Raw genomic sequence first — 24,069 nt, forward strand, 5'->3', positions numbered from 1 at the left:
GGTTCCTCAAAGTCATGCCTCTACCTGTTTTCATGGTTATGCGTCGGAGACGCTCCGCCTCAGATCGGGGAGTTGGAACAGGCCCGAGGCGTGCTCGGTCAGCAGATGCGCGACCGGTTCAGGCTTGAGAGCGATGCGTGCAAGATGAAGGGGAGCCAGAGGCGTTTCCTCGATGATGTACTCGCCGCGTGACGGGTCGGCGAACTCCGGCCCGCTGCGCTTGGACGGATCCCAGGCGCCGATGCGGGCGAGGAAGAAGTACTGCCGCTCGCCGTTCTCCTCAAGGACGTGGATGAGGGAGGAGATGGTGGCCTGGCCGGCCAGTTCCTCGTGGATCTCCCGCAGCAGTGCCGTTTCCAGGCTGGTGTCACCGGATTCGACGCCGCCGCCGGGCAGCACCCAGTACGGCTCTCTCCCGGGCCGGATGCGTTTGATCGTCAGCAACTGTCCTCTGGGCGTGATGAGGATGGCTCGTACACGTTCCTTCATGGGAAGTTCCTCTCGGCCGGTGCAGGAGTCGCGGCGAAGTCTTCCAGACGGGTGCGCGGGTCGAGCGCCTGGACGAGTTTGGCGAGGCAGATGGCCGCGTCCTTGCGGTACATCGCGGTAAGCGGGAGCGCACCGAGGATGCGCAGCGCGAGCCACGGTCTGAGCGCCGCCATCGCGTCCTGGCCGGGAACGCCGATGATGACGCCGAGGTCAGCCTCCAGCCGCCGCAGAAGGGCGGTGATCGCGGCACGCCGACCAGCGCCCGCCCTGATGTGCCCCGCGACGTCCAAATGGCCGTCCTCGGTGCGCAGGTAGGTCACGGCGGGCACCAGCGGCGATACGGCGGTGTGCACGGTGCGTGCGTAGGTGAGCGGCTTGTAGAGGGGGACCAGCCAGCCGCCCATGGCGAGCAGATACCACAGCAGATTCGCGGCCTCCCCGGCGAGGCTGTTGCGGCCAGCGTGCTCGTAGTCGAGCCAGCACAGCGGGTCGGCGATGTTCGGCTCGGTCGGGTCTCCTTGGGTGACCGCAGTGGCGCATACCGCGCCGGGTGCCAGATCTACACGAAGCTGTACCAGCAGGGCGGGGATGTCGAGCTTGGTCGTGCAGGCGCCGGTGTCCACGACCAGCGGCGTCATGGGTCCGTACCAGGCGTCCAGCCGACCGCCTGGTGCCAGGCGGGCTGAGTACAGAGCAGGCTGGCAGTCCCCGATGGGGGCGAGGCTGCCGGTGGCGGCGGCGGCGTCCAGCCAGCTGTCGCAGACGGCGTCGACCAGCGGCCGCACCTTGGGCGCCTCACGGTGGTCCTGGTCGGCCTTGTTGATCAGGTCGGCGAGCAGATACTCGCATCGGCGGCCGGCGAACACGTCCTCATAGATCAGGGTGTGCTCGCCGCACGGGTGCGTGATGTCGCCCAGCAGCGGAGCCACCGGAAGGTGACCGCTGATGGACTGCCATCCCTGTGCCTCGCAGCGGGCACGATCGGTTGGCATGCGCTTGCGGAAGGTGCCGTCGGAGTGATGGTGGAACCCGCCGGCGGGATCGTCGATGCCGACAGTCATGGGGTGGGCTCCAGGGTATGCAGCCACCACGTCATGACCTGTTCGGCCAGGGCGATGGTGGCCGTGGGGTCGAGGCGCGGATCGAGAGGGCCGGCTGGCAGGTGGGCAAGCTTGGTGAAGGCATCGAGCGCGTCGGCGTCGCCATGGTGGGTCCGCCCCTCGCAGCGAAGCACGATCTTCGCCAGGAGAGCGGCGACCTTGTACACCGCTCGCACATCGACCGAGTCGCGTAGCAGGAGGCGGCGCAGGTCCATCGCGGCCGTGGCGCCGTCGCGCCGGGTGCGGGCGATGACCGTGTCAGGGTCGGGCTGCGGTAGATGGAACCCGGGTGCTGCCCACAGCACCGGGAGCGCGCCGCTGGCGATCGAAGCGATCGTGTAGAGCAGGCGGGACGTGAGGGCGCCAGCCTGGCACTCAGCCGGCGTGACGACGGTAAGGCCCAGCTTGACACCGTCGAGCCGGGTACGGGCGTCCCGTAGCGCCGTCCCGATCGAGGGCAGCGCGGGCGGGGCGGCGACGATGAGCACGTCGAGGTCACTCCATCCCTGCAGGTACTTGCCGCGGGCGCCGGAACCGGTGACAGCGATCAGAGTGGCCGCGTCGCCCGGAACGGTCACCGCGCGCAGCATGAACTCGAGGAAGTCGGTGAGATGGTCAGGGAGGCCGAGCTCCGCGGCGGGCACCACGCGCGGCCGGTGGGCCTGCCAGAGCCGGCAGCGCACCAGCCGGTCCAACGCGTGGACGAGCTCTGTGTGCGAGCGGCCGTTGTCGACCACGACGTCGGCGATGTCGCGGACGCGGTGGGCCCCGCGGGCCCGCTTGGTCTTGTCCCGCTCGATGACGTCGTCGGGGCCTTGGGTGCCGCGCTGGCAGCGCACCTCGGTGGACGCGTCGAGGTAGACCAGAGTGAGCGCCTCGCCGAGGAGCTTGCCAAGCTCACGGGTCAGGTCGAAGCTGTGCAGGCTTTCGATGCTGAACTGGTGCTGGTAATGGTGCGCGGTGGCGTATCGGTCCAGCTCCAACACGAGCAGTTCGGCCTGTTCGGCGGCCGGTAGGGCGTACACGTCGGTGATCCGGTGACGGGCTGCGGCGCACTCCAGTAGGTAGCCGATCTTCAGGCGGTTGAAGCCGTGTTCGTGCTGCAAGTGGTCGCCTGCGCTTGACTTGCCGCATTCCGACAGGCCGCCGAGTGCCACCGTCCACCGGTCGTTGATCGCAGGCGGGGAGACAGCGACGGATTGTTGGCGCAGCTTAGTGCATAGGTCGGCGTGTACGGCCATGATCGAGAGGTCGCCCGCCACGATCGTCGTGTCGTGCGACACCGGGTGAAGGTGCTCGTTCAGAGCGTGCTGGTAGCGGCTGTACATGGCGGTGACGGTCTGCTCTCGCGAGAGTGCTACGTGTGCTCCGCGGCGGGGGTCGGTGGCGTGCAGGAGCAGTAGTTCGCGTTCGACTCGCTGCGCGCGTGCGATGTCGGAGGCGTAGGGCCCCAGAAGCTGGCCGGCCCGCTCCATGGCCACGGCGTGGTCCGCCTGTTCTCGAACGGCCACGGTGGCCACCACCGAGGCTTCCAGCATGGTCATGCCTCGGTCCAGTAACGCGAGCGTGCCGGGCGGGCAGGCCTGTGCGGCGGACGAGCGAGCCAGGTAGGAACAGGCCAGCACGTCTACGACCTCGCGCAACGGCGCCATTTGGAACCACCATGCGGCCAGTCCTTGACGTTTGGCGTGCCGCCACCGGGGGTCGTAGTCGTCCAGGGGGCCGAGGTTGTGCGCGAGGTAACGCCGTTCCAGGAGTCTGGCCTGGGTGGACTTTCCGACGTTGTCGGGGCCGCTCACAGCCACGGCGACCGCAGGGGCCATCCGCATGATCTACCTCCAGAACACACTAGGTCTGCCCGCCACGGGTATCGGGCAACGGGGTCTATGGGATCTGCTCGGGCCGCATGTCGGTGAGCGTGACCACCAGCAGGGTGGCGAGTACGAAGGGATGCCGGGCGGGTTCGTCGTACCTGACGAACATGTTGTGGCCGGTGCGGCGAGCGACCTTGTTCGCGTCAGGCTCGAAGACCTCGGCCAGTACGCCCGCGGGTTCGGCGGACGCGGCGGTGTACACCTCCCAGGACTTTTGCGGCTGTGGGCAGGTGGCGAGCGACTCGGGGATGCACGCGGGGCAGGTGGGCGGGGCGTTGGTGAGCCCGCGGCCCTCGCTGGTCGCCCGGAATCCGGTCTTGGTGATCACCCACCAGATCCGCCCGGTCTCCAGATCCCTTCCCGATGTCCCGCATACCTGGCACAGCAACGCCTCCATGCACAGCCACTGCCTGCGGACGTTCAGCATCCGCCACATCGGCTCGCCGCCCCGGTCCACCCCGATGCGTGCGCGTAGCATCCCGTCAACCCAGTCAGATGGCCGGGGGTCGACATAGGTGAGGCGCCGGGTGTGACCCTGCTCGGTGAACACCAGTGGGTGCGCGACAGCCTCCTCCGACCATGCGATCACGTACGGGACGCGCAGCACCGGCCGAGGGCCGCCGCGCTGCGGCGGCCCTCCGGGGTCAGCCTCGCAAGCGGGACGGCCGCCGGGCCCGTTCATGGGGCCACGCCGCTCGGTAGCGGGCCGTCCTGCAAGACGATCAGGCCGGTCGTCTTGTCGCGGTAGGCGTGCATCAGGACGGGCCCGTACCGGTAGCAGGGGTAGGGGTAGGCGAATATGTCCAGCCAGGCCTGGCGGACCGTCCCTTCGCCCTTGTTCGGCATGGTGTGCAGTGCGGTCAGCAGTGCCCGGCGCGCGCGCCCGGGGATAGTGGTCACGCCGCACACGGTGCGCCCGTTCAGGTCGTCAGCGGACCACGTCCACAGCTCCTGCGGCTGATGGTCGTCATCGCGTCGAGGTCTGGTCGTCACGCCGCCTCCTGCCGGTGCTTCAGGTTCTGGGGCAGCCTGATGTCGGGCGTCCGGCGACGGCCGGGCGGGGTGCTCGCGCACGCGGGCGGTTGCGGCCTGACGGCCGGGCGGACCCTCTCCGGGGGGCGCGACGCGGGCGGTGCCGGGAACGAACCGCTCAGCGCGAGGTGGCGGCGCGCGTCGAGTCGGGCGCGCATCTGGGCGTTGGTGGGGTGCTCCCACTGGTGGTGGCGGTGCGGCAGGCTGCCGGCGTCGTGCGCGTAGGGAGGGTGACCGCACCAGCGGCACCCCAACGGCCTCGGGGGGGCGTGGTGCCGTACACGGATGGTTCTAGGCTTGGACACGGGTCAGGAGAGCCTTCCTGATCAAGGACCCGTCCGGTCGTCGCTAGCGCCGGACGGGTCCGCTTGTGGCGAGGTTCGAAGCGGAATACCGCTCGTCAGGTAAGACGGTAGAGATGGCTATCCAAGCGGTCAAGCACTTTGCTAGCAAAGTGGTCTGGCTATGATCTGGTCTACCGGTTCAGCTGATACCTTGAGGCCGTGGCAAGCGAAATCACCGACGAACGGTCCATCCAAACCCGGATCGCCGACGACCTGCGTGCTCGCATCGAGGTCGGCGAGTATGCCGCTGGCGACCAACTGCCCACATACGAGCAGCTCACCAGGCGATACCTGTGTAGCAGCGGCGTTGCCCGCAAAGCCATCGACTTGCTGCGACAGCAGGGACTCGTTATCTCCAAACAGGGCAAAGGCGTCTTCGTGCGCGAACGCGTCCAGCCCAAACGCCACGGCATTGACCGGTACGCTCGCAGCAAGTGGAAGCACGGCGGCACCGCCATCCACGACGCCGAGGCAGGCAGCCAGGGCTTGTCGGTCCAACAGCTCTACCGCGAACTTGGCGAGGTCCCCGCCCCGCCCGCCATCGCCACGGCCTTCGGGATCGACGAGGGCGGGCCCGTGTGGGTGCGCAAGCGCACCACGGTTGTGGACGGGCGGCCGCACCAGCTGGCCGATTCCTACTACCCGCTCGACCTCGCCCTGGGCACCCGGCTCACCGAGGAGAAGTCCGGCCCCGGCGGCGGCTTCGCGCGCCTCGACGAAGCAGGCGACCCGCTTGCCGAAATCAGCGAGGAGTGGAGCGCACGCATGCCCACCAGCCCGGAAAGCGTGTCTCTGCAACTGCCCGGCGGGACACCGGTCATGGATCTGACCCGCATCGTCTACGACACCAAAGGCCGCGCCGTCGAGGTCATGCTCGCCGTCATCGCCGCCGACACCGTCCGCATGTTCTACCGCTTTCCGATCCCCGACTGACCCGATCACGGAAGGGGGCATCGATGCCCGAGACCGCCATCCCAGACATCGCCCTCAACGACGGAACCACGATCCCGCAGCTCGGCTTTGGCGTGTTCCGGGTGCCCGATCACGAGGCCACCCCCGCAGTGGCGGCGGCCCTCGATGCCGGGTACCGGGCCATCGATACCGCGGCCTACTACCGCAACGAACCCGGCACCGGCGCGGCGATCGCCGCGTCCGGAATCCCACGCGAGCAGCTTCACATCACCACCAAGGTCTGGCATACCGACCTGGGCTACGACGCCACCCTCGCCGCACTGGACAAGAGCCTCACCAGCCTCAAGCTCGACTACCTCGACCTGTATCTGATCCACTGGCCGGTGCCGTCCCGCGGTCTGTTCGTCGAGACCTGGCGGGCGCTGGAGAGAATCAAAAGCGACGGTCTGGCCCGCTCCATCGGCGTCTCCAACTTCACCCCCGCCACGTTGGAGCGAATCGTCGCGGAAACGGACACGGTGCCAGCCGTCAACCAGGTTGAGCTGCATCCACGACTGCCTCAAGCCCGAGTTCGCGAGTTCGACGCACGTCACGGCATTGCCACCCAGGCATGGAGCCCCCTTGGGCACGGCCACCTCGTCTCTGATCCGACCGTCGCCGCCGTCGCCGAACGCCACGAGAAGACCACGGCACAGATCCTGCTGCGCTGGAACATCGAACTGGGCAACATCGTGATCTCGAAATCCGTCACACCGGAACGCATCCGCTCGAACATGGACGTCTTCGACTTCCAGCTGACCAACGACGACCACCGCGACCTGGCCACACTCGACACGGGAACCCGCACCGGCCCGGACCCCGACGCCTACGGAGCCTGACCCGCAAAGCCATCCGCTTCGAACGCGATCACTTCGCCGCCGCCCGGACGTCGACATGTATCCGGCCGAGAATGGCTGCCACGACGACAACGCTCGGCCCCGCTGCCAGCCTCGAGCCGGTCACCCCGCCTCCCGAGCCACGCCAATGGGAGATGGCCGTAGCGGATGCGGCCACCCGGTTCTCCCTCCCAGAGGTCGACCACAAGGCCCTCAACGGACTCAAATTCAGCACGGCGCTCCCGCCTCGTCTCGCCGAGGCAACGCTTGCGGCCCGGCTTGCCGACCTGGAAGGCGCCGCGGCGGTCCTCCGGGAACCGGCACGCTGGACGGTTCTCCGATAGCCCGACCGGAGCTTTCCAAGCCCCTGAGCCGCCTGCGCCTACTCCTCGGCCTGGTTCGGCGGTGTGGGGAGCTCCTGCGGGAACAGCGACGGTGCGAGGTCCTCGCTGCGGACGTCCCAGAGGTCCTTCAGGGTGCTTTCGGGGTTGGTCGCCGCCAGTTGCGCGCCGAAGGCGAGGGCGCGCAAGATGCCGATCATGCCGTCGGGCGGGACGACGGTGGGGTCGGCCAGCAGCAGGACGCTGGTACGGCCGCCCTGCACCGACACGCGCACGCGGAAGGCCTGCCCGTACTGCTGCGCGAGCGGAGTCCAGAGCAGCTCCGCCGGGGCCGGGTCGGCCGGGTCCGAGGGGTGGCGGTCGAGCTGGACGTAGTTGATCCAGCACCGGAACAGGTGGTTGACCCAGCAGTCGTGGGACGGGCTCTTGCCGTCCCGCGCCGCGACCTCGGCGGCGATGGCGGCCACGCGGTCGAAGTCGTAGCAGGAGTACCGGTAGGACCGGGCGCCCGCCCAGTGCACGCGCTTGATGTGCTCGGCCAGCGAGGACCCGTGGTCGACGGTGACGACGACCGGGATCAGCTGGTTCATCGTGCTGACGATGTCCTGGTGTTCCGGGGCGAACCGGTTCGAGGCCATGAGGCTCAGCGTGACCCGGCCGGTGCCCGTGTACCGCGCGAGTCCCGCGGCGATCAGGGCCGTCACCACAGACGGGGCGGTGACGCCGAGACGCCTGGCGGCCTCGGAGGCGAGCCCGCCGAGCCGGCGCGAGTGCAGCGTCGCCTCCAAGCGGTTGCGCTTCACGCCCGCGGGCAGCGTCGGGAGCTCGTCCATCAGGCCGTCGGCGAGGACGCGCCGCCAGTATCGCTCGGAGCTCTCCTGCCGCTCGCGCCACACCCCGTTGGTCCGCTGCTGCCGCGCGAGCTCGCGGGGCGACGGCCCCATGCGCGCGGTGGCGCGCGGGTCGGCGACCAGGGCCCGGAACTGGTCCTGGAGGTGGTGGATCGACCACACGTCGAGGATCAGGTGGGAGAAGGAGAGGGCGAGGAAGACCGGGGCGCCGTCGGTGGTGACGAGCACGCCCCGCCAGCCCAGGGCGCCGGTCATCGGGAACCCGATGGCGGACAGCTCGTCCTTGGCCTGTTCGGGAACGTCGCGGCTGGCCACCACGCGGTCGACGCGCTCGATGGGCAACGTGACGGTGGGGTGGATCCGCTGCACCGGCTGCCCGTCCGCCACGTGGTAGGTGGTCCGCAGCGGTTCGTGCCTGTCGACCAGCAGCCGCAACGCCGCCGTCACCCGGTCGAGCGGGAGCCCTCTCAGGTCCCATGCCGTCGGGAGGTTGGCATCGCGCAGCCAGTCCTGTGGATACCTCGCTATCTCTCGCCAGCTGAAGAGCTGGCCGTGACTGAGGGGGGCGTCGACGGACATATCGTCTCCTCCGGAGCACTCGTCGGGGCACCTGCCGTGTCTCGCCGCCCCATCCACAGCACCACCGCTGCGGCGGCGGCCGCTATTTCCAGAAGCGTCACAAAGGTGACAAGGGTCGCCGCGTCGGGGCTCGTCAGGGGCTGTCCCCGGAGCGCCTGCCAGGCGGCCACGGCGACGACGCCCGTGTACGTGCCGGCTGCCACGCGGATAAGCCGTACTCGGACCCGCTCGGGGCGCACCCACGCCGTGCGGAGCGCCAATGCTACGAGCGCCACTGCGAGCAGCGGCAGCGCCTGGAGCGCGTGGATCCCGAGGAAGTACGCCACCCTCAGGTCGCCCCCGGACGTGCTCCAGCCGACGATCGGCAGGCCCGGCCCCCCGTCGGGCACGCCCACACTGTGGGCGCCGGCGACGCCGTCCGCCGGGCCCGCACGCAGGGAGTCCAGCGCCGGGGTGGAGGTCGTCATGGAGAAGCCGAGCGCCATGCCGGCCAGCGACAGCACCAGGCCGAGCCGGATCGCCGAGGCCATCGCGGGATCCTCGAACCGCCGCGTGACCATCAGGACGGCGACGGCCAGGTCGGTCACCCCCAGGGTCACCACCATCGCGGGCATGCCGCTCCACACGAGCGCGACGAACCCGGCCACGCCCGACCCGGCGACCGCGGCGAGCAATGGCCCGTGCGCTCGTATTCCGGATCGCGGGGGAGGATGGAGAACGCTCATTCGAGGGCCCTCTCCTGAAGAGGCAGCTCTGCCGTCCATTACGGATCGCGCCGGCCGCGGTACGAATATCCGGTGTTCATCCGAGGTCGAGGAATTGGGACGCGAAGGCCGTTCCTTTGGGTGGGCGCACCGGTGCCGCGTAGTGGGAATGGCCGTGAGCGGCCACCGCGACCGTAAGCGCGCGATCCCTTCGCAAGGCCCAGCATCTTCACCGCGAACGCCCACGTCAAGTGCGAATACCACACGCGAGCGATGGCAGCTTGCTACTGGCAACAATGTGCCAACATGCGCCCGTGGCCCCGGCTGGAGAGCTGCCATTAAGGTCGCAGTAACTATTCAATAGTCGCAAATCCCCACTGCTGTCCATCATTCCTGCGCGGTGTCTTTATAGAAACCGGCGGTGTCATGTTGGTGATGCCCGAGGCTTGAGGTGGCACGTTGATGGTTGGTGAGTCGATTCATCTGACCGGCACGACGGCCGACGAGTCCGGCCGGTCGGACCCCCGTCCTGATCTCCCGGCCGCGGAGCCGGTCGCCGTCGTCGGCATGTCCTGCCGGCTGCCCGGAGCGGACGACCCCGAGGGGTTCTGGCGACTGCTGCGCGACGGCGTGGACGCGGTGACCACGGTGCCGGAAGGCCGGTGGCCGCACACCACAGCCATCGAGTACCCCCGGGGCGGCTTCGTCCCGGACGTGGACCGTTTCGACGCCGCGTTCTTCGGGATCTCGCCGAACGAGGCCGCGGCCATGGACCCCCAGCAGCGGCTGACGCTGGAGCTGTCGTGGGAGGCGCTGGAGAACGCGCGGATCGTTCCGGGCGCCCTGCGCGGCACGGCCGCCGGCGTCTTCCTCGGGGCGATCTCCAACGACTACGCCGCGCTGCAGGACCGGCTGGGCGAGGGAGGGCTGGGCCGGCACACCTACACCGGCGCCAACCGCGCCATGATCGCCAACCGGGTCTCCTACTTCCTCGGGCTGAACGGCCCGAGCCTGACCCTCGACACCGGCCAGTCGTCGTCGCTGGTGGCCGTGCAGATGGCCTGCGAGAGCCTGCGCCGCGGCGAGACCCGGCTCGCGCTCGCCGGTGGCGTGAACCTCAACCTCCTGGCGGAGACCACCGCCGCGATCGGCAGCTTCGGGGCGCTGTCGCCGGACGGCCGCTGCTACGTCTTCGACAGCCGCGCCAACGGCTACGTACGCGGCGAGGGCGGCGCGCTGGTCGTGCTCAAGCCGCTCTCGGCGGCGGTGGCCGACGGGGACCAGGTGCACTGCGTGATCCTCGGCGGCGCCGTCAACAACGACGGCGGCGGCGACGGGCTGACGGTGCCGAGCGGGCGTGCCCAGCGAGAGGTCATCACGCTGGCCCGCGCGCACGCCGGGGTCGTGCCCGCCGACGTCCAGTACGTGGAGCTGCACGGCACCGGCACCAAGGTCGGCGACCCCGTGGAGGCGTCCGCGCTCGGCGCCGCCGACGGCGACGGGCGACCGGACACCGCGCCGCTGCTGGTCGGCTCGGTCAAGACCAACATCGGCCACCTCGAAGGCGCCGCGGGCATCGCGGGGTTGCTGAAGGTGGCGCTGAGCCTGCGGCACCGCGAGCTGCCGCCGAGCCTGAACTTCGCGACCCCCAACCCCGAGATCCCCCTGGACGAGCTCCGCCTGCGGGTCGTGCGGTCCGCCCGCCCCTGGCCCTCGGACGAGCGGCCCCTGGTCGCGGGCGTCAGCTCCTTCGGAATGGGCGGCACCAACTGCCACCTGATCCTCAGCGAGGCACCCCCCGCCCACGACGGCGCGTCCCCCGGCGAATCCGTACGGACCGGCGGAGCCGCGCGGACCGGTGAACTCGCGCAGACCGGCGACGTGGCCGCGCGGACCGGTGAACCCGTCGTGCCGGTCGCGCTCGTGAGTGAGGACGTGCCGTGGGTGCTGTCCGCGCGGTCCGCCGTCGCGTTGCGGGCCCAGGCGCGGCGGCTGCACACCCGCGTCAGCGAGGACCCGTCGGTCGCGACCGCCGACGTGGCGCTGACCCTGGTCCGCGGCCGTACCGCGTTCGAGCACCGGGCGGTGGTCCTCGGAGCGGGCCGCGCCGCCCGGCTCGTCGGACTGGAAGCGCTCGCCGCCGGGCTCCCCGCCGAATCGGTGGTCACCGGTTCGGTGACCGCCGGCCGTAGCGCGTACGTCTTCCCCGGACAGGGGTCGCAGTGGCCGGCGATGGCACGCGACCTCCTCACCGGCTCGCCCGTGTTCGCCCAGCGGATCGCGGAGTGCGCGGAAGCGCTCGAACCGTTCACCGACTACTCGCTGCTCGACGTCTTGAGGGGAACGCACGACGCCCCCGGCCCCGACCGCGACGGCGGGTCCGCTCCCGGCGAAGGAGCGGTCACGCTCGACCGCGTCGACGTGGTCCAGCCGGCGCTGTGGGCGGTCATGGTCTCGCTCGCCGGGCTGTGGAAGGCCCACGGCGTCGAGCCCCACATGGTCGTCGGGCACTCCCAGGGGGAGATCGCGGCGGCGACCGTCGCGGGCGCGTTGTCCCTCACCGACGCCGCCAGGGTCGTCGCGCTGCGCAGCCGCGCCATCGCCGGCATCACCGGCCGGGGCGGCATGATGTCGGTCGCGGCCCCGCTCGACGTCGTGGAGCGGGCGATACTCCCGCTGGACCCGCACGTGGCAGTGGCCGCCTACAACGGGCCTCGTTCCGTGGTGGTCTCCGGGACGCTGGAGGCGCTCACCGAGCTCGGAGGCCGCCTGTCGGCCGCCGGGTACCGCACGAAGCTCCTCCCGGTCGACTACGCGTCGCACTCCGCCGAGGTCGAGGAGATCCGCGACGAGGTGCTCCGCGCGCTGGCGCCCATCCGCCCTGTGAGCACCGGCACACTGTTCGTCTCCACGCTGACCGGCGAGCCGATGGACACCGCCGGGCTCGACGCGGACTACTGGTACCGCAGCCTGCGCCGGCCGGTGCTGTTCGCCCAGGCCACCCGGCGGGCGCTCGACGAGCGCTGCGGCCTGTTCGTCGAATGCGGCCCGCACCCGGTGCTCACGGCCGGCATCGAGGAGACGATCGAGGAGGCCGAGAGGCACGCGGCGGTCGTCGGCACCCTGCGCCGGGGCGACGGTGGGCCGGACCGGTTCCTGCGGTCCCTGGCCGAGGCGTACACCCACGGAGCCGCCGTCACCTGGACCGGCCCCCGCGAGCCCGGCACCCGCGAGCCCGGCACCCGCGAGCCCGGCACCCGAGAGTCCGATCGGCACGAGTCCGGCTCCCGCGGGTCCGGCCCACGTGGGTCCGGGCTGGGCGGCGTGCGGGGCGCGCGGCTGGTCGACCTGCCCACCTACGCGTTCCAGCGGGAGCGGTACTGGCCCGCGATCGACGCCCGGCGCCCCGGCCGCCCGGCCGCCGAGGCCGGCCCCGCGCCGTCCGTGCCGGTGACGCCCGCCGTGCCGGTGACGCCCGCCGGCCCGTGGACCCCGGACGGGCTCTCGCGGCGCGCGGTGCGTGAGCTGGTGCTGACCACCGCCGCCGTGCTGCTCGGGCACCAGGACACCCGGGCCGTGGAGCCGTCCAGGACCTTCAAGGACCTCGGCTTCGAGTCGGCCACCTTGGAAGACCTCCGCACCCGGCTGCGGACCGCCACCGGGCTGCGGCTGCCGACCGGCCTGCTGTACGACCAGCCGACCCCCGACCGGCTCATCGACCACCTGTACGGGCTGCTCCACGACGGGCCGTCCGAAGCGGCGGCCGAGGAGCGCGCGGGGGAGGAGAGCGACCCGATCGTGGTGGTCGGCATGGGCTGCCGCTACCCCGGAGGCGTCGCCTCCCCGGACGAGCTGTGGCGGCTCGTCCGCACCGGCACCGACGCGGTCACGGAGTTCCCGTCCGATCGCGGCTGGGACCTCGACGCGCTGTTCGCGGGGGGCCCCGACCGGTCCGGCACCAGTGACACCAGGCTGGGCGGTTTCCTGCACGACGCGGACCAGTTCGACGCCGGGTTCTTCGGCATCAGCCCCCGCGAGGCGGCCGCCATGGACCCCCAGCAGCGGCTGCTGATGGAGATCTGCTGGGAGACCGTCGAGCGGGCCGGCCTCGACCCCGCCGAGCTGCGGGAGTCGGCCACCGGAGTGTTCGTCGGCGCCATGGCCTCCGACTACGGCCCCCGGCTCCACCAGTCCACGGGAACCGCCGACGGGCACCTGCTCACCGGCACCGCGCTCAGCGTCGCGTCCGGGCGGATCGCGTACGCCCTGGGCCTGCGGGGCCCCGCGATCACCGTGGACACCGCGTGCTCGTCCTCGCTGGTCGCGATCGTCCTCGCGGTGCAGGCGCTGCGGCGCGGGGAGTGCTCGCTGGCGCTGGCCGGCGGCGCGACGGTGATGTCCAGCCCTGGGATGTTCGTCGAGTTCAGCCGCCAGGGCGGTCTCGCTCCAGACGGCCGCTGCAAGGCGTTCTCCGCCGCCGCGGACGGCACGGGCTGGGGCGAGGGCGCGGGAATGCTCCTGCTGGAGCGCCGGTCCGACGCCCTTCGCCGTGGACACCCCGTACTCGCCGTGATCCGGGGCGGCGCGGTCAACCAAGACGGCGCGAGCAACGGCCTGACCGCCCCGAGCGGACAGGCCCAGCGGGAGGTGATCAGGCAGGCGCTCGCCGACGCCCGGCTCACCCCGGGCGACGTCGACGTGGTCGAGGCGCACGGCACCGGCACGCGGCTCGGAGACCCCATCGAGGCCGAGTCGATCATCGCCGCGTACGGGGAGAACCGGGACGCGGAGCGCCCGGTCTGGCTCGGATCGCTCAAGTCGAACATCGGCCACACCCAGGCGGCCGCCGGCGTCGGCGGCGTGATCAAGATGATCAAGGCGCTGGAGCACCGGACGCTGCCGTCCACGCTGCACGTGGAGGAGCCGACTCCGCACGTCGACTGGAGCGCCGGCTCGGTGCGGCTGCTCACCGAACCGGTGGAGCTGCCGGACGACCGGCCCCTGCGGGCCGCCGTCTCCGGCTTCGGCATCAGCGGGACGAACGCGCATGTGATCTTGGAGGGGGTCCCGGCTCCCGTCGTGCCGGATGCGACGGATGTGACGGATGCGACTGATGCGACGGATGCCACGGGTGGCCGGCTCGTGTGGGTGGTGTCGGCGAAGTCCGAGGCGTCGTTGCGCGCTCAGGCGGGCCGGTTGCGTTCGTACGCGGAGGGCGCCGAGCCGGGTGATCTGGTGGCGGCCGGGCGGGTGCTGGCGAGGCGGCCCGGGTTCGCCCATCGCGCGGTGGTGGTCGCGGAGGGCCGGGAGGAGCTGGTCGCGGGCCTGGCGGCGCTGGCGGACGGCGCGCCGCACGCGACCGTGGTGCGCGGGGTGGCGGGCTCGGACGTGCGCCCGGTGTTCGTGTTCCCCGGGCAGGGCTCGCAGTGGGCCGGGATGGCCGTCGACCTGCTCGACCACAGCGAGGTCTTCCGCACCCACCTGCGGCGGTGCGATCAGGCGCTGGAGCAGTACACGGGCTGGTCGGTCGAGAGGGTGCTGCGCGGCGGGCAGGCGGTACCGGCGCTGGAAGGCTCCGACGTCATCCAGCCGGTGCTGTTCGCGGTCATGGCGTCGCTCGCGGAGCTGTGGAAGTCGCTCGGGGTCGACCCCTCCGCCGTGATCGGGCACTCCCAGGGAGAGATCACCGCGGCGTGCGTCGCGGGGGCGCTGACGCTGGAGGACGCGGCGAAGGTCGTGGCCCTGCGCAGCCAGGCGCTGATGAAACTCGGGCACAGCGGCGGCATGCTGGCGGTGTCACTGCCGGCCGTACGGGCGCGGGAACTGCTGGAGCCGTGGTCGGACCGGCTCTGGGTGGCGGTCCACAGCGGCCCTGCCAGCACGGTGGTGGCCGGCGACCTCGACGCGCTGGAGGAGTTCGCCGCCGCCTGCGGCGACACCGTGCGGGCCCGCCGGGTGGCGATCGACTACGCGGCCCACACGCCGCACATCGAGGCGCTCCGCGAGGAGCTGCTGGCCACACTGGACGAGGTCGCGCCGCGCCCCACCGACGTCGCCTTCTGCTCCTCGCTGGCGGGCGCGTTCATCGACCCCGCCGAGCTGAACGCCGCGTACTGGTACACCAGCCTGCGCAACCCGGTGCGGTTCGAAGAGGGGATCCGGGCCTTCGCCGGGCACGGCACCCCGCTGTTCATCGAGGCCAGCCCGCACCCCGTGCTGACCGGGCACATCCAGGACACCCTGGAGACCGCCGGGACACCCGGAGGCGCCACCGGGACGCTTCGCCGGGGTGAGGGCGACTGGCGCCGGTTCCTGATGGCGGCGGGTCAGGCGTACGTGCTCGGCGCCGAGGTGAACTGGGCGAAGGCGTTCGGCTCCGGGCCGTACCGCCACGTCGAGCCGCCCACCTACCCCTTCGAGCACCGCCGGTACTGGATCGACGGCGCCGCCGCCACCGCGGACGTCGCCGCGAGCGGCATGGACGCCTCCCGGCACCCTCTGCTCGGCGCGGTCGTACCCCTGGCAGGGGACGACGGGTTCCTGCTCACCGGGCGGTTGTCGCGCGGCGCGATGCCGTGGCTCGCCGACCACGTGGTGGACGGCGAGGTGCTGCTGCCGGGCACCGCCTTCGTCGAGCTGGCCCTCGAAGCGGCCACCACGGCGGGCTGTGACGAGGTGGAGGACCTGACGCTCGAAGCCCCGCTGCTCCTGCCCGAGGCCGGGGCCGTCCAGGTGCAGCTCGCGGTCGGCGGCCCGGACGCCGACGGCAGGCGCGCCCTGACCGTGTACGCCCGCCACGCGGGCGACCCCGAGGCCACCTGGACCCGTCACGCGACCGGCACGCTCGCCACCGCGAGCACCGCCGCGCTCACCACTGCGGCCACCGAGCGCCTCGCCGGATGGCCCCCGGCGGACGGCCTCGCGGTCGACCTGGACGAGGTGTACGAGCGGCTCGCCGAGGGCGGTTACGAGTACGGTCCGGCGTTCCAGGGGCTCAAGGCCGCCTGGCGCGTGGACGGCGGCGCGTACGTCGAGGTGGCGCTGCCGGAGCACGTCCGCGCGGACGCGGGCCGGTTCACGTTCCATCCGGCGCTGCTGGACGCGGCGCTGCACCTGCTGGTGCTCGACTCGGAACAGGCGGCGAAGGACGAGCCCTCGCTGCTGCTGCCGTTCTCCTGGAGCGGGGTGCGCGTGTCCGCGCTCGGCGCCGAGGCGTCCCGGGTGCGGATCACCGACCTCGGTGACGACCGGGTGTCCCTGGTGATCCACGACGGCGCCGGGAACCGGGTGGCGGGCGTCGACGCGCTGACGCTGCGCCGCGTCCCGGGAGGCGGCGGAGCCTCGCGCACCGCGCCTGACGCGGCCTCCTACACCGTCGACTGGGTGGACCTCGCGGTGCCGGGGACCGGCCTCGCCGACCAGCGATGGGCCGTGGTCGGGTACGACGGCTTCGCCGACGAGATCACAGAGGAGCTGGGCAGGGCCGGAGCCGGCGCTCCGCGCTACTACGACCTCGCCTCGCTCGCCGAGATGACCGCGGGCGAGGTCCCGAGCGTCGTCCTTGTCCCCTACCTGCCGGAAGCCGATGCCGACGACGTGCCGTACTCGGTGCGCGACGGCATGTACCAGGCCCTCGACCTCGTGCAGGCCTGGGTGGGGGACGAGCGCTTCTCCGGGTGCCGCCTGGTGTTCCTGACCCGTGGCGTCTTCGACCCGGCGGGCGGCATGGTCCCTGCCGTGGTCGCCGGGCCGGTGTGGGGGCTGGTGCGCTCGGCGCAGGCCGAGCATCCGGGGCGGTTCGTCCTGCTGGACGCCGACGCCGGCTTCTCCGGGTGGGAGCTGGTCGCCTCGGCGATCGCCGCGGGCGAGTCGCAGCTGGTCGCGCGCGACGGGAAGCTCATGGTCCCCCGCCTGGCGCGCCGGGTGGTCGAGACGACGCCCGCCGGACCCTCGGACGTGGGATCGGGGACCGTGCTGGTGACCGGCGGCACGGGCGGGCTCGGAAGCCTGGTCGCCCAGCGGCTGGTGGAACGGCACGGCGCCAGGAACCTGCTGCTGGTGTCGCGGCGCGGGCCCGACGCGCCGGGAGCCGGTGAGCTGGTGTCCCGGCTGGAGGGGCTCGGGGCGCGGGTCACGGTGGCGGCGTGCGACGTGTCCGACCGCGACGCGCTCGCGGCACTGCTGGACTCGATCCCCTCACAGGGCCCGCTGACCGGTGTGGTGCACACGGCGGGCGTCCTGGACGACGCCACCGTGGAGGGGCTGTCGGCGCAGCGGCTCGACTCGGTGTTCGCCCCGAAGGTGGACGCGGCCTGGTACCTGCACGAGCTGACCCGCGAACTCCCGCTCTCGTGGTTCGTGGTGTTCTCCTCGGTGGCGGGCGTGGTCGGGAACCCGGGCCAGGGCAACTACGCCGCCGCCAACGTGTTCCTGGACGTCCTCGCGGCGCACCGTCGCGGGCTCGGCCTGCCCGCGGTGTCGGTGGCGTGGGGCCTGTGGGACACGGTCGGCACCGGGATGTCGGGGCAGATGTCGGACGCGGACACCGCCCGCCTCACCCGCTCGGGCATCGCGCCGCTGACCGTCGAGCAGGGCCTTGAGCTGTTCGACTCGGCGCTCGCCTCGCCCGGACCGCTGGTCGTCGCCGCCAAATGGGACAACACCGCCCTGCGCGCCCGCGCCGAGAGGGGCGAGCTGCCGTCGGTGCTGCGCGGCATGGTACGCGCGCTGCGACGCGCCGCCACCGCCACGGCGGCCGGCGCGGCATCGACGGCGGCCGGATCGGCCGGCCTTGTCGAGCGCCTCGCCGCGATGGCCGAGGCGGAGGCGCGCGGGCACCTGGCCGATCTGGTGCGGTCGCACGTGGCGGCCGTCCTCGCGCACGGCAGCGTCGAGAACGTCGGGGTGGACCGGGCGTTCAACGAGCTGGGGTTCGACTCGCTGACCGGGGTGGAGCTGCGCAACCGGCTCAACGGCGACACCGGACTGCGGTTGCCCGCGACGCTGGTCTTCGACCATCCGAACGTCACCGCCCTGACCGACTACCTCTTCCGCACGCTGGCACCCGCGGCCCCCTCACCGGAGGACACGCTGCGCGGGGCCGTGGAACGCGTCGAGTCGATGCTCTCGGGCGCCAGCGAGGACGCGGAGGCCATTCGCGGCAAGCTCGTCGCCATCGCGCAGAGCGCCGTCACCAGGTTCGGCGCCGGTCTGATCACCAGGTTCGCCTCCGGTACGAGCGGCGCGAGCGCCGCCGAGGACGTGGTGGAGAAGATCGATTCCGCTTCCGATGAGGAGATCTTCGCTCTCATCGACGACCGAACCATGACGTCTCCCCTGAGATCCTCCCTGGAAAGGCCCGATCATGGCCAATGAGGAAAAGCTACGCGACTACCTCAAGCGTGTGACCGTCGAACTCGCGGAGACCCGCCAGCGCCTGACCGGCGTCGAGGATCGGCGGCATGAGCCGATCGCCATCGTGGGGATGGCGTGTCGTTATCCGGGTGGTGTGGCCAGTCCTGAGGATCTGTGGGATCTGGTGGTCTCGGGTGGGGATGCGATCGGGGATTTTCCGGTCGATCGGGGCTGGGATGTGGAGGGGTTGTACGACCCTGATCCTGAGGCGTTGGGGAAGTCGTACACGCGGCATGGCGGGTTTCTGTATGACGCGGGGGATTTCGACGCGGGGTTCTTCGGGATGAGCCCGCGTGGCGCGCTGGCCACCGACCCGCAGCACCGGTTGATGCTGGAGGCGTCCTGGGAGGCGTTCGAACGGGCCGGCATCGACCCGGCGAGCCTGCGCGGCAGCCGCACCGGCGTCTACGTCGGCAACATGTACAACGACTACTCGTTGCGGTTCACCGGCGGCGCCGTCCCCGAGGCGGTCGAGGGCATCCTCATGGTCTCCAGCGCGGCCAGCGTGCTGCCGGGGCGGGTTTCGTACACCTTCGGCCTCGAAGGCCCGTCGATCGCGGTCGACACGGCGTGCTCGTCGTCGCTCGTGGCGATGCACCTGGCGGTGCAGGGGCTCAGGCGCGGGGAGTGCTCGCTGGCCCTGGCGGGCGGCGTGACCGTGATGTCCACCCCCGACTCGTTCGTGGAGTTCTCCCGGCAGCGTGCGCTGGCCCCCGACGGGCGGTGCAAGTCGTTCTCCTCGACGGCGGACGGCGCGGCGTGGGCCGAGGGCGTGGGGGTGCTGGCCCTGGAGCGGCTGTCGGACGCCCAGCGCAACGGGCGTCGGATCCTCGGGGTGATCCGGGGATCGGCGGTCAACCAGGACGGCGCGAGCAACGGGCTGACCGCCCCGAACGGCCCGGCTCAGGAGCGCGTGGTGGAGCAGGCGCTGGCCGACGCCCGCCTCGACACCCGCGACGTCGACGCCGTGGAGGCGCACGGCACGGGCACCCGGCTCGGCGACCCGATCGAGGCCCAGGCGCTCATGGCCACCTACGGACGCAACCGGCGCGCCGGCCGTCCCCTGTGGCTCGGCTCGGTGAAGTCGAACATCGGCCACACCCAGGCCGCCGCCGGCGTCGCCGGCGTGATCAAGATGGTGATGGCGATGCGGCACGGGGTGCTGCCGCGCACGCTGCACGTCGACGAGAGCGAACCGCACATCGACTGGTCGGCGGGCGGCGTCGGGCTGCTGACCGAGCCCCGCGAGTGGTCGCGCGACGGCCACCCGCGCCGGTCCGGGGTTTCGTCGTTCGGCATCGGCGGCACGAACGCCCACGTCATCCTGGAGGAGGCCCCAGAACGGCCGAGTACCCCCGCCGCCCCGCCCATCGTGACGGCGGGCCCCGGCGCGGCCCCGCTGGCCTGGGTGATCAGCGCACACAGCGCCGCGTCGCTGCGCGCGCAGGCCGCCCGGCTGCACGACTTCGTCACCGCCGACGAAACCCTGCGCCCGGCCGACGTGGCGCACTCCCTGGCCTCCGGCCGCTCGCTGTTCGAGCATCGTGCCGTCGTCCTCGGCCACGACCGCGACGCCCTGATCGCGGGCCTCGGCGACCACCTGCGCGACAAGCCGGTGGCCGAGGTGGTCAAGGGGATCGCCCAGGAGAAGCCGAGGCTGGCGTACCTGTTCACCGGCCAGGGCGGGCAGCGCCTCGGGATGGGGCGCGAGCTGTACGCCGTGTCGCGGGTGTTCGCCGAGGCGCTCGACGAGGTCTGCGCCGCGGTCGACGCCCACCTCGACCGCCCGTTGCGCGAGGTCATGTGGGCCGAGCCGGGCACGCCCGAGGCGGAGCGGCTGAACGAGACCTGTTACACCCAGCCGGCGCTGTTCGCCTACGAGGTGGCCGCCTTCCGGCTGCTGGAGTCCCTCGGCGTCACGCCCGACTTCGTGGCCGGGCATTCGGTCGGCGAGTTCGCCGCCGCGCACGTCGCGGGGATCTGGTCGCTGGCCGACGCCGCGCGGCTGATCACCGCCCGCGCCCGCCTGATGCAGGCGCTCGACGAGCCCGGCGCGATGGTCGCCATCGAGGCCGCCGAGGACGAGGTCGCCCCCACCCTGACCGGCCAGGAGCACCTGGTGGGGATCGCCGCGGTCAACGGCCCCACCGGCGTGGTCGTCTCCGGCGTGGAGGAGGTGTGCCTCGCGGTGGCCGACGAGTGGCGGGAGCTCGGCCGGCGCACCCGGCGGCTTCCGGTCAGCCACGCCTTCCACTCCCCGCTGATGGAGCCGATGCTCGCCGAGTTCGCCGCCGAGCTGGGGAGCGTGGACTTCGGCGAGGCGCGGATCCCGTTCGCCACCAACCTCGGCGGGGACGCCTCCTGGACGGAGCCGGAGTACTGGCTCGAACAGGTCCGCCGGCCCGTCATGTTCCACGCGATGATCGGGCGGCTGGAGTCCGACGGCGTGAGCGCCTACATCGAGGTCGGGCCGGACGCGGTCCTGTCCGGCATGGCCCACGACTGCGTCACCGCGCAGGACGCCTCGGTCATCTCCCTCAACCGGCGGCAGCGGCCCGAGCCTGACGCGCTGGTCGCCTGCCTCGCGCAGGCGTGCGTGGCGGGCGTGGCCGTCGACTGGCCCGCGCTGTCGGGCGGCACGGACGTCGACCTTCCGACGTACGCGTTCGACCGCGAGCGCTTCTGGCTCTACCCCCCGGTACGTGCGGCGGGCGTCTCGTCGGCCGGGCTGCGCGGGCTCGGGTACCCCCTGCTCGGGGCCGTGGTCGACGTCGCCGACGACGGTACGACGGTGTTCACCGGCCGCCTGTCGGTCACCGGCTCGCCGTGGCTGGCCGACCACGTGATGCTCGGCGCGACCGTGCTGCCGGGCGCGGCCTTCGTCGATCTCGTCCTTGAGGCCGGCGGCCAGCTCGGCTGCGACCTCGTCGAGGAGCTGATGTTCGAGGCGCCGCTGGTGCTGCCGGAGCAGGGCGCGCTGGCGTTGCAGGTCGTCGTCGAGCGGGCGGACGACGCCGGCACGCGGCCCGTACGGGTGTACTCCCGCCCGGCCGACGACCACGAGGCCGCGTGGACCCGCCACGTCTCCGGAGCCGTGGCCGTGGACGGCGGTGCGACAGGCACCTGCGACTGGGCGGGGGTGTGGCCGCCTGCGGGGGCGTCGGTGGTGGCGCTCGAAGGCGGGTACGAGCGGCTGGCCGATCTCGGCTACGAGTACGGTCCGGTGTTCCAGGGCGTGCGAGGAGTCTGGCGCCGGGACGGGGAGCTGTTCGCCGAGGTCTCGGTGGACGACGAGGTGGAGGTGGCGGGGTTCGGGCTGCATCCGGCGCTGCTGGACGCGATGTTCCACCCCTTGTTGATCGCCGACGGGGCCGGGGAGCTGCGGCTGCCGTTCGAGTTCCGCGGCGTGCGGCTGTCGGCCGCCGGTGCCCGCGTGCTCCGGGTCCGGCTGGAGTCCGCCGGCGACGACGGGTGCGCCATCGAGGCCGCCGACGTCTCCGGCCGGCCGGTCTTCTCGATGGACTCCCTGCGGGTCCGTCCCGTCCCGCTCGAATCGCTGGCCGGTACGGCCGGCGGCCAGGCGACGGCCGTACCGCACGGCGTCGACTGGGTGGAGGTCACGGCCACCCCGGACGACGGCGACTCCCGGTGGGTCTTCCTGGGTGAGCCGGTGGCGGGGCTCTCCGGGTTCGCGGATGTGGACGCGTTGGGGGTGGCGGTGGCGGCGGGGGAGCCGGTGCCCGACTTCGTGGTGGTCTCGTGCGAAGCAGGTTCTGTGGATGTGCCGGGGTCGGTGCGGGAGTCGTCGGGCCGGGTGCTGGGTCTGGTGCGGGGATGGGTGGCAGACGAGCGTTTCGCGGGTTCCCGCCTGGTGCTGGTCACGCGTGGTGCGGCGGGTCCGGATGCGGGCACCGAGGTGGCCGGGGTCGTCGCCGCGTCGGTGTGGGGGCTGGTGCGTTCAGCGCAGGCGGAGCACCCAGGACTGTTCGTGCTGCTGGACGCCGACGAGGGTTTCTCCGGGTGGGAGTTGGTGGCCGCGGCCGTCGCTTCGGGCGAGTCACAGCTGGTCGCGCGCGAGGGCACCGTACTGGCACCTCGCCTGGCGCGCAGGACGGCCGAGGCGTCGGCCGGTCCGTCCGGGGCGTCGGCCGGTCCGTCCGGGGCGTCGGCCGGGCCGTCCGAGGCCGGCTCCGGGACCGTGCTGGTCACCGGCGGCACCGGAGCCCTGGGCGCCCTGGTCGGGCGGCGGCTGGTGGAACGGCACGGCGTGCGGGACCTGCTGCTGGTCTCCCGCCGTGGACCGGACGCGCCGGGCGTGGGCGAGCTGGTGTCCGGGCTGGAGGGGCTCGGGGCGCGGGTCACGGTGGCGGCCTGCGACGTGTCCGACCGTGACGCGCTGGCGGGGCTGCTGGCGTCCATTCCGGTGGAGCGCCCGCTGACCGGGGTGGTCCACACGGCCGGGGTGCTGGACGACGCGACCGTGGAGGGGCTGTCGGCGGAGCGGCTGGACACGGTGTTCGCGCCCAAGGCGGACGCCGCCTGGCACCTGCACGAGCTGACGCGGGAGTCGCCGCTCGAATCGTTCGTGATGTTCTCCTCGCTGGCGGGCGTGCTGGGCAACCCGGGGCAGGCCAACTACGCCTCGGCCAACGTGTTCCTGGACGTCCTCGCGGCGCACCGGCGGGCCCTGGGTCTCCCCGGGGTGTCGGTGGCCTGGGGGCTATGGGACACAGACTCCGACATGACCGGCACCCTGACCTCGGCCGACGTCGCCCGTATGGCACGGTCGGGCATCGCGCCGCTCACCGTCGAGCAGGGCCTCGACCTGTTCGACGCGGCCATGACCAGCCCGGAACCGCTGGTCGTCGCCACCAGGTGGGACACGACCGGGTTGCGCGCCCGCGCGGAGGCGGGCGGGCTGCCCTCGATGCTCTGCGGCCTGGTCCGCGCCCCGCGCCGCGCGGCCACCAGCGCCGGTGGGAGGGCCGCGGGGTCGGCCGGGCTGGTCGAGCGCCTGGCCGGCATGAGCGAGGTCGACGCCCGGCGGCTGCTCACCGACACCGTCCGCACCCACGTGGCCGCCGTCCTGGCGCACGGCAGCGTCGAGAGCGTGGGCATGGACCGGGCCTTCAACGAGCTGGGCTTCGACTCGCTGACCGCCGTGGAGCTGCGTAACCGGCTGAACGGTGAGACCGGGCTGCGGTTGCCGGCGACGCTGGTGTTCGACCATCCGACGGTCACGGCCCTGACCGACTATCTGTTCAAGACGCTCGCCCCGGCCGCGCCGTCCCCGGAGGAGACGCTGCGCGCCGCCCTGGAACGGGTCGAGTCCATGCTGGCCGCCCTCAACGGGGAGGGGGAGGCCGTCCGGGGCAAGCTGATCGCCATCCTGCAGAGCGGCCTGACCAGGTTCGCCGCCGGTCTGAGCGATCCCGGCGGCGCGAACGGCGCCGACGGCGTCGTGGAGAAGATCGATTCCGCTTCCGATGAGGAGATCTTCGCGCTCATCGACAACGAACTCTGACCCATGACTCTCGTTACTGGAAAGGCTCGA

General features: G+C 72.1%; 12 protein-coding genes. 4 read left to right on the forward strand and 8 right to left on the reverse strand.

The window, feature by feature from the left end; genetic code table 11:
- Window positions 1-36: 36 nt before the first annotated feature.
- From ACGFIV_RS21615 to ACGFIV_RS21640, 6 genes are read right to left on the reverse strand one after another with little or no spacing between them, the layout of a single operon-like run.
- A complete protein-coding gene (locus tag ACGFIV_RS21615; protein ID WP_358546552.1) occupies window positions 37-489 on the reverse strand; it encodes an NUDIX domain-containing protein in 453 nt (150 codons plus the stop codon).
- Window positions 486-1,550, reverse strand: a complete 1,065-nt coding sequence (locus ACGFIV_RS21620) for a hypothetical protein (protein WP_358546549.1) — start codon at window positions 1,548-1,550, stop codon at window positions 486-488. Before ACGFIV_RS21620 ends, ACGFIV_RS21615 begins: the two co-directional genes overlap by 4 nt.
- A complete protein-coding gene (locus tag ACGFIV_RS21625) occupies window positions 1,547-3,418 on the reverse strand; it encodes a nucleotidyltransferase domain-containing protein (protein ID WP_358546547.1) in 1,872 nt (623 codons plus the stop codon). The genes ACGFIV_RS21620 and ACGFIV_RS21625 overlap by 4 nt, the downstream gene beginning before the upstream one ends.
- Window positions 3,419-3,473: 55 nt before the next feature.
- On the reverse strand, window positions 3,474-4,145 hold the full coding sequence (locus tag ACGFIV_RS21630; protein ID WP_392837191.1) for a hypothetical protein: 672 nt from the start codon (window positions 4,143-4,145) through the stop codon (window positions 3,474-3,476).
- A complete protein-coding gene (locus ACGFIV_RS21635; protein WP_358546542.1) occupies window positions 4,142-4,456 on the reverse strand; it encodes a hypothetical protein in 315 nt (104 codons plus the stop codon). Before ACGFIV_RS21635 ends, ACGFIV_RS21630 begins: the two co-directional genes overlap by 4 nt.
- Entirely contained in the window at window positions 4,453-4,800 is a 348-nt protein-coding gene (locus ACGFIV_RS21640) for a hypothetical protein (protein WP_358546539.1), read from the reverse strand. The genes ACGFIV_RS21635 and ACGFIV_RS21640 overlap by 4 nt, the downstream gene beginning before the upstream one ends.
- A 198-nt stretch (window positions 4,801-4,998) precedes the next feature.
- Between ACGFIV_RS21640 and ACGFIV_RS21645 the strand changes: the two genes are divergently transcribed.
- Both ACGFIV_RS21645 and ACGFIV_RS21650 read left to right on the forward strand, forming a co-directional pair.
- Window positions 4,999-5,772: a GntR family transcriptional regulator gene (locus ACGFIV_RS21645; RefSeq protein WP_358546536.1), complete on the forward strand. Its 774-nt coding sequence runs from the start codon at window positions 4,999-5,001 to the stop codon at window positions 5,770-5,772.
- A 23-nt stretch (window positions 5,773-5,795) separates the two neighbouring features.
- The gene (locus ACGFIV_RS21650; protein ID WP_358546533.1) at window positions 5,796-6,629 is read left to right on the forward strand and encodes an aldo/keto reductase; all 834 of its coding nucleotides are present in this window, start codon (window positions 5,796-5,798) and stop codon (window positions 6,627-6,629) included.
- A gap of 379 nt (window positions 6,630-7,008) precedes the next feature.
- Here the strand turns inward: ACGFIV_RS21650 and ACGFIV_RS21655 are convergent, their stop codons facing one another.
- Window positions 7,009-8,397 carry a condensation domain-containing protein gene (locus tag ACGFIV_RS21655; RefSeq protein ID WP_392837196.1) on the reverse strand — a complete coding sequence of 463 codons (1,389 nt, stop codon included), beginning with the start codon at window positions 8,395-8,397 and terminating at the stop codon, window positions 7,009-7,011.
- On the reverse strand, window positions 8,343-9,122 hold the full coding sequence (locus ACGFIV_RS21660; RefSeq protein ID WP_392837199.1) for a hypothetical protein: 780 nt from the start codon (window positions 9,120-9,122) through the stop codon (window positions 8,343-8,345). Before ACGFIV_RS21660 ends, ACGFIV_RS21655 begins: the two co-directional genes overlap by 55 nt.
- A gap of 441 nt (window positions 9,123-9,563) precedes the next feature.
- Here ACGFIV_RS21660 and ACGFIV_RS21665 point away from each other — a divergent pair, with 441 nt between their 5' ends.
- A complete protein-coding gene (locus ACGFIV_RS21665; RefSeq protein WP_392837202.1) occupies window positions 9,564-18,476 on the forward strand; it encodes an SDR family NAD(P)-dependent oxidoreductase in 8,913 nt (2,970 codons plus the stop codon).
- Complete coding sequence (locus tag ACGFIV_RS21670) at window positions 18,466-24,039, forward strand: SDR family NAD(P)-dependent oxidoreductase (protein WP_392837205.1); 5,574 nt, start codon at window positions 18,466-18,468, stop codon at window positions 24,037-24,039. Before ACGFIV_RS21665 ends, ACGFIV_RS21670 begins: the two co-directional genes overlap by 11 nt.
- The last annotated feature ends 30 nt before the right edge of the window (window positions 24,040-24,069 follow it).

The organism is Sphaerisporangium sp. NPDC049003 (genome assembly GCF_043197795.1).
Taxonomy (GTDB): Bacteria; Actinomycetota; Actinomycetes; order Streptosporangiales; family Streptosporangiaceae; genus Sphaerisporangium.